The organism is Ramlibacter sp., from assembly GCF_028292805.1.
Taxonomy (GTDB): domain Bacteria; phylum Pseudomonadota; class Gammaproteobacteria; order Burkholderiales; family Burkholderiaceae_C; genus Ramlibacter.
Genome location: NZ_JAQGLS010000063.1, coordinates 1 through 6,656 on the forward strand (window position 1 = coordinate 1; position 6,656 = coordinate 6,656).

A 6,656-nucleotide genomic window follows, 5' to 3' on the forward strand; every position below is an offset into this window, starting at 1 on the left:
GACGGCAACGTGCACACCAACATCCCCGTCAACAGCGACGACTACGCAATGCTGCAAAGCGCCCACGAGGCGGTCAAGCGCATCATGAAGCTGGCGCGCGCGCTCAACGGCGTGATCTCGGGCGAGCACGGCATCGGCATCACCAAGCTGGAGTTCCTGACCGACGAGGAACTCAAGCCGTTCGCCGATTACAAGCAGCGGGTCGACCCGGAAGGCCGCTTCAACAAGGGCAAGCTGCTGCGGCACGCACAGGCCGACTCGGAAACCTCGGTCTATTCCGACCTGACCAATGCCTACACGCCGTCGTTCGGCCTGATGGGGCACGAGTCGATCATCATGCAGCAGTCCGACATCGGCGCCATCGCCGATTCGATCAAGGACTGCCTGCGCTGCGGCAAGTGCAAGCCGGTGTGCGCCACCCACGTGCCACGCGCCAACCTGCTGTACAGCCCCCGCAACAAGATCCTGGCCACCTCGCTGCTGGTCGAGGCCTTCCTGTACGAGGAGCAGACGCGGCGCGGCGTCTCGATCAAGCACTGGGAAGAGTTCGAGGACGTGGCCGACCACTGCACCGTCTGCCACAAGTGCCTGAACCCGTGCCCGGTCAACATCGACTTCGGCGACGTCTCGATGAACATGCGCAACCTGCTGCGCAAGATGGGCCAGAAGAGCTTCCGCCCGGGCAACGCCGCGGCCATGCTGATGCTCAACGCCACCAGCCCGCAGACCATCAAACTGGTGCGCGGGGCGATGGTGGGCGTCGGCTTCAAGGCCCAGCGTTTGGCCAACAACCTGCTGCGCGGCTTCGCCCGCAAGCAGGTGACGCGCCCGGGCGACACCCACGGCACGGCTCCCATCAAGGAGCAGGTGATCCACTTCATCAACAAGAAGCTGCCCGGCGGCCTGCCCAAGAAGACGGCGCGGGCGCTGCTGGACATCGAAGACAAGGACTACGTCCCGATCATCCGCGACCCGAAGGCGACCACGGCCGAGACCGAGGCCGTCTTCTACTTCCCCGGCTGCGGCTCGGAGCGGCTGTTCTCGCAGGTCGGACTGGCGACCCAGGCGATGCTGTGGCACGCTGGCGTGCAGACCGTGCTGCCGCCGGGTTACCTGTGCTGCGGCTATCCGCAGCGCGGCTCGGGCCAGTTCGACAAGGCCGAGAAGATGATCACCGACAACCGGGTGCTGTTCCACCGGGTGGCCAACACCTTGAACTACCTGGACATCAAGACGGTGGTGGTGTCCTGCGGCACCTGCTACGACCAGCTCCAGGGCTACCAGTTCGACAAGATCTTCCCGGGCTGCCGGATCATCGACATCCACGAGTACCTGCTGGAAAAAGGAATCACGCTGCCCGGCGGCGGCGCCTACCTGTACCACGACCCCTGCCACACGCCGATGAAGCTGCAGGAGCCGATGAAGACGGTCAAGGCGCTGGTGGGCGACAACGTGCGCAAGTCGGAGCGCTGCTGCGGCGAGTCCGGCACCTTCGCCGTCACCCGCCCGGACATCTCGACCCAGGTGCGCTTTCGCAAGGAAGAGGAGCTGCGCAAGGACGAAGCCGCCTTGCGCGCCTCGGGCGCCCTGGGCGAGCAGGGCAACCTGAAGATCCTCACCAGCTGCCCCAGCTGCCTGCAAGGCCTGGCCCGCTACAGCAACGACCTGCAAAACGGGCTGCTGGAATCGGACTACATCGTGGTTGAAATGGCCAACAAGATCCTCGGTGCCGACTGGATGCCCGAGTACGTGCGCAAGGCCAACCAGGGCGGGATCGAGCGCGTGCTGGTTTGACGGTGTCGGGCCCCCCGCGCATCAGCCCACTCCAGCGTGAAATCCGCCACGGGTCGCTGCGGGAGCGGCCCGACCGGGTCACTGGAATCAACTGCGTGCGTGTATAACGCTCGGCTAAAGAGGATTCCGGTTGCAACACCGGTTACCGGAGGTCTGGCATGTTATTCCGCGTCTTGAGGTGGCTAGGTCCCTTGTTCGTCCAGTGCGTGCTGCTGGCACCGCTGGCGCATGCCCAGGTGGCGGGGGAAGTCGAGTTCGCGCGCGGGGTCGGCTTCGCCCAGTCGCCGGGTGACAGCCCGCGGACCCTGGGCAAGGGCCTGCCGCTGCGCGAAGGCGACCGGCTGACCACCTCCGACGGCGCGTCCGCAATCATCAAGCTGCAGGACGGCACCCGCATGACGGTGCGCCCCAACTCCGAGCTGGTGCTGCAGCAGTACCAGTTCCGCGAGAACGCTCCCGACAACGGCATGCTGATGCAGCTGGTGCGGGGCGGCTTTCGCGCCATCACCGGCCTGATCTCCAAGAATTCCCCCAACGCGGCCAGGGTCCAGACCGGCACGGCGACCATCGGCATCCGCGGCACCGATTTCGACGCCCGCGTCTGCAGCACCGAATGCGGCGCCGAATCGGCCCGCATCCCCGAGAATGCCCGCCCGAACGCGGTCCAGGCCAGCGCCAGGATCTTCAACGCCCAGGGCGAGATCAGCGCCGTCGACGCTGCCGGCCAGCGCCGCCGCCTGGTCGATGGCGCCAGCGTCTATCCCGGGGACGTCGTCGAAACCACCCGCGGCAGCCAGGCCGTGCTCGCGTTCCGCGACGACACCCGCGTCACACTGGGCTCCCAGACCCGCTTTCGCCTCGACAATTTCGTGTACGACGAGCGCAATGCCGGCGAAGGCCGCTTTCTCGCATCCATCCTGCGCGGCTCGGTGCGGGCCCTCACCGGCCTGATCGCCAAGGCCAACAGCCGCAACGTCGGCTTCAGCACCGCCACCGCCACCATCGGCATCCGCGGCACCGGCTTCGACGTCAACTGCACCGGCGCCTGTGCCGGCGAGGCCGGCGACGCTTCCAGCGGCATGACGCTGTTCACCTGGCTGGGTGCCATCGAAGTCGGCCAGCAGGGCCAGACCGCGCGGCAGGTGCTGCAGGCGGGGCAGGGCCTGTTCATCCCGGCCGCCGGGCCGGTGGTGCCGATCACCAACGAGCCGGCCAGCGAGGGGCCGCGCCCCGACCAGGTCACCGTGCCGCCGAAGTTGTTTTCCAGCGACAACGTCTCCGACAATGCCGAAGGCCTGTTCGTCTTCGTGCGCGACGGCCACATCGAGATCGTGAGCGCGCGTGAAATTCTTCACCTTGGCAAGAACGAAGCAGGCTTCGCCGGCCCGAACGGCGACGCGCTGCGGCCGAACCTGATCCCCAAGTTCATGGACTTCGACCAGGTTCCGCTGCCGAACTCGCGCAATCCCCTGCTGACCACCGTGCTGAGCGAATCTGGAATCCGGGGCGGCACCAGCTGCAAGTAAGCTGCCGGTTGGGTGACAAAGTGTTCACCCCTGCGAGAATGATCGCACCCTTACGAGAACGAGAGCGGCAAGAAACATGAAGCGACCCATTGACGCGCCGCGGCAGGCACCCGTCGCCCTGGTGATGCTGCTGGCGCTGGGTGCGGGCGCGGCCGGGGCCCAGATGGCTGGCGGTGCCGCCGCGCCGGCCATGGCCACCGCCGCTGCCACGCCGGTGTTCGCCATCCGCGGCTTCCAGATCGAGGGTGACAACCCGCTGGGCGCCGACGAAACCAACCGGGTGCTGGCGCCGTTCGTGCGAGCCGACGCCACGCTGCAGACATTGCAGCAGGCGACCGCCGCCCTGGAGGCGGCCTTGCGCGCCCGCGGCTTCGGCCTGCACCGCGTCGCCCTGCCGCCGCAGGAAGTGGGCGCCGGCGTCAAGCTGAGCATCGTGCAGTTCAAGGTCGGCAAGGTCGACATCGAAGGGCGCCAGATCTACGACGAAGGCAACGTGCGCCGCACGCTGCCCGAGCTGCGGGAGGGCACCAGCCCCAACTTCAAGCGGCTGGCGGTCCAGACGGCGATCGCCAACGAAAACCCCAACAAGCAGGTGCAGGTGGGCTTGCGCGAGTCGGAGGAGCCCGATCGCATCGACGCCACCATCGCCGTGCGCGAGCAGCGGCCCTGGACCTTCGGCGCGGCGCTGTCCAACGCCGGCTCCAGCAGCACGGGCCAGGACCGCTTCACCCTGACGGCGGGCCACACCAACCTGTTCAACCTCGACCACCAGTTCGTCAGCGCCTACACCACCTCGCTGCAGGAGCCGAGCGACGTGCGCCAGCTGGGCCTGGCCTACAAGGTGCCGCTGTACGCGCTGGGCGGCGTGGTCGGCGCCAGCTACACCCGCTCGGACGTGGTCGGCAACTTCGGGGCCTTCAGCAGCACCGGCGCCGGCCACACCTTCGGCGTCAGCTACACGCTGTACCTGCCGCCCGAAGGCGGGCGCCGCAGCTACGTGACGCTCGGGCTGGATGACAAGGTGTTCGACGCCGCGCGCATCAACGACATCGTGGTGCCCGGCGCGCTCAGCCGCCGCAGCCGACCCATGACCATCGGGTACACGCAGCGCACCGAGACCGACACGGCGTTCTGGGGCTACAACGCGGATTTCGCCATCAACACCGGCGCGGGCAGCGGCAACGACCTGCGTTCCTACCGCAGCGAAGACCCGCGGATCGACAACACCGCGTGGAAGGCGATCCGCGGCGGCGCCAGTTATTCGAGCACGTTCGAGACAACCTGGCTGTGGACGGCCAGGGGCCAGGCCCAGTACAGCCGCGACGTGCTGATCTCCGGCGAGCAGTTCGGCCTGGGGGGTCTCGGCTCGGTGCGCGGCACCGAAATCGAGCGGCCGATCTCCGGCGACTCCGGCGTCTCGGCTTCGCTCGAGATGAATACGCCCGAGCTGGCGCCGGGCCTGCGCCTGCTCGGCTTCGCCGATGCCGGCTTCATCGCCAACCAGGATCCGACCACCGCCTTGAAGCCGTCCTCCGACCGGCTGGCGAGCCTGGGCGTGGGCTTGCGCTACAGCGTCGGCGCGTTCGCCGTGTCGGCCGACTACGGCCGACTGGTGCTGGGCAGCCGGGTCTCGCGCGCGGTCAACCCGTCCGCCCCGCGCCGCGGCGACGACCGCTTCTACATCAACCTGGCGGTCCGGTTCTGAGCGCGCGATCCGGGGAGGCCGCGGGTTGCGGAGCGACAGTGAGTCCACTGAATCACTGAACTGACGCCCGCTGTGCGCCCGATGCGGGCGCGCTGCCGCGTTGCAAATGCTCGCGGTGCCTGCGGGCATCGCTGTGCTTTGCGCCTTGCATCGCATCCCGTCTCGGACGCTCCTCGGACGCCCAGTCCAATCATTCAGTAGACTGCGGGCATGGCCGGCCTCCGCACTGAAACTCCGCATCCCCAATCCCTCACCTTGCACGGGCAGTCGCGCGTGCTCGAAGTCGGCTTCGCCGACGGCTCGGTGTTCCGTCTTCCCTTCGAGCTGATGCGCGTTTATTCGCCGTCGGCCGAGGTGCAGGGGCACGGCCCTGGGCAGGAGGTGCTGCAGACCGGCAAGCGCGAGGTCGGCATCGACCAGATGGAGCCGGTGGGCAACTACGGCGTCAAGCCCACCTTCTCCGACGGCCATGAAAGCGGCATCTTCACCTGGGACTACCTGTGGTTCCTGGGCACCCAGCAGGACGAGCTGTGGACGGACTACCTGCGCCGGCTGGAAGCGGCCGGCGTCGACCGCGATGCTCCCATGGCCGCCAAGGGCGGGCACGGCGACGCGGGCCACGCCTGCGCGAGTCATTGATGAACGCCGCACGGCCGCCAGCAGGCGCTCGCCCCCTCCGCTTGCGACGGGGAGAGGAGCAGGCCGCGCAGCGGACAATCCTGGGGGGCGCCATCCAATGAGCGATACGCACTTCGGCTTCCAGTCGGTCCACGAGCGCGAGAAGGCGCAGCGCGTGCGCGGCGTGTTCGACTCGGTGGCGCCGCGCTACGACGTCATGAACGACCTCATGTCGCTGGGCCTGCACCGCGCCTGGAAGGCGTTCACGGTGTTGTGCGCCGACGTCCGCCCCGGCCACCGGGTGCTGGACATCGCCGGCGGCACCGGCGACCTGGCGCAGGCCTTTGCCCGCAAGGTCGGCAGCACCGGGGAGGTGGTGCACACGGACATCAACGCCGCCATGCTGGGCGTGGGACGCGATCGCCTGCTGGATGCCGGCGTCGTCCTGCCGACGGTGGTCTGCGACGCGGAGAAACTGCCCTTCGCCGAGGCCAGCTTCGACCGCGTGAGCGTGGGCTTCGGGCTGCGCAACATGACGCACAAGGAGCTGGCGCTGGCCGAGATGCACAGGGTGCTGCGTCCAGGCGGAAAACTGCTGGTGCTGGAGTTTTCCAGGGTGGCCAAGCCGCTGGAAAAGGCTTATGACTGGTACTCGTTCTCGGTGCTGCCGCGACTGGGCCGGCTGGTGGCAGGCGATGCATCGAGTTACCAATACCTGGCGGAATCGATCCGGATGCACCCCGGGCAACAGGAACTCAAGGCGATGATGAAGAGCAGCGGCTTCGGCCACGTGGACTATCACAACCTCACAGGTGGGGTGGCCGCGCTGCACGTTGCAATCAAGTGCTGAGCCCCCATGTGGACGGCTAGGAGACAGGCATGACGAAACTCTGGACAGTCCTCTTGGCGGGTGTGCTCGCCTTCGGCGCCCTCGACGCGGAAGCGGCCCGCCGCCTCGGCGGCGGCGGCTCGTTCGGGCGCCAGTCGCCCAACGTGACGCAGCGCCAGGGCAC

Annotated in this window: 5 protein-coding genes and 1 pseudogene; all 6 read left to right on the forward strand. The window is 67.9% G+C overall.

The features are described from left to right. Positions 1 to 1,794 (forward strand): DUF3400 domain-containing protein (locus JWP65_RS03345; RefSeq protein WP_299760337.1); only part of this gene is annotated, 1,794 nt, incomplete at its 5' end. Between the two features lie 191 nt (positions 1,795 to 1,985). Further along, positions 1,986 to 3,320 carry a FecR family protein gene (locus JWP65_RS03350; protein WP_299760338.1) on the forward strand — a complete coding sequence of 445 codons (1,335 nt, stop codon included), beginning with the start codon at positions 1,986 to 1,988 and terminating at the stop codon, positions 3,318 to 3,320. A 76-nt stretch (positions 3,321 to 3,396) separates the two neighbouring features. Next, on the forward strand, positions 3,397 to 5,025 hold the full coding sequence (locus JWP65_RS03355) for a ShlB/FhaC/HecB family hemolysin secretion/activation protein (RefSeq protein ID WP_299760339.1): 1,629 nt from the start codon (positions 3,397 to 3,399) through the stop codon (positions 5,023 to 5,025). Positions 5,026 to 5,235: 210 nt separating this feature from the next. Further along, positions 5,236 to 5,664 (forward strand): DUF971 domain-containing protein, encoded by a 429-nt coding sequence (locus JWP65_RS03360; protein WP_299760340.1) that lies wholly within the window; start codon positions 5,236 to 5,238, stop codon positions 5,662 to 5,664. Positions 5,665 to 5,761: 97 nt separating this feature from the next. Then, on the forward strand, positions 5,762 to 6,493 hold the full coding sequence (gene ubiE / locus JWP65_RS03365; protein ID WP_299760342.1) for a bifunctional demethylmenaquinone methyltransferase/2-methoxy-6-polyprenyl-1,4-benzoquinol methylase UbiE: 732 nt from the start codon (positions 5,762 to 5,764) through the stop codon (positions 6,491 to 6,493). 29 nt (positions 6,494 to 6,522) lie between these two features. Next, positions 6,523 to 6,656: pseudogene (locus JWP65_RS03370) on the forward strand (Tim44 domain-containing protein); the annotation flags it as partial.

Coding starts and splice junctions, on each gene's coding strand:
- ubiE (WP_299760342.1), top strand. CDS start 5,762: ATGAGCGATACGCACTTCGGCTTCCAGTCGGTCCACGAGCGCGAGAAG.
- JWP65_RS03360 (WP_299760340.1), top strand. CDS start 5,236: ATGGCCGGCCTCCGCACTGAAACTCCGCATCCCCAATCCCTCACCTTG.
- JWP65_RS03355 (WP_299760339.1), top strand. CDS start 3,397: ATGAAGCGACCCATTGACGCGCCGCGGCAGGCACCCGTCGCCCTGGTG.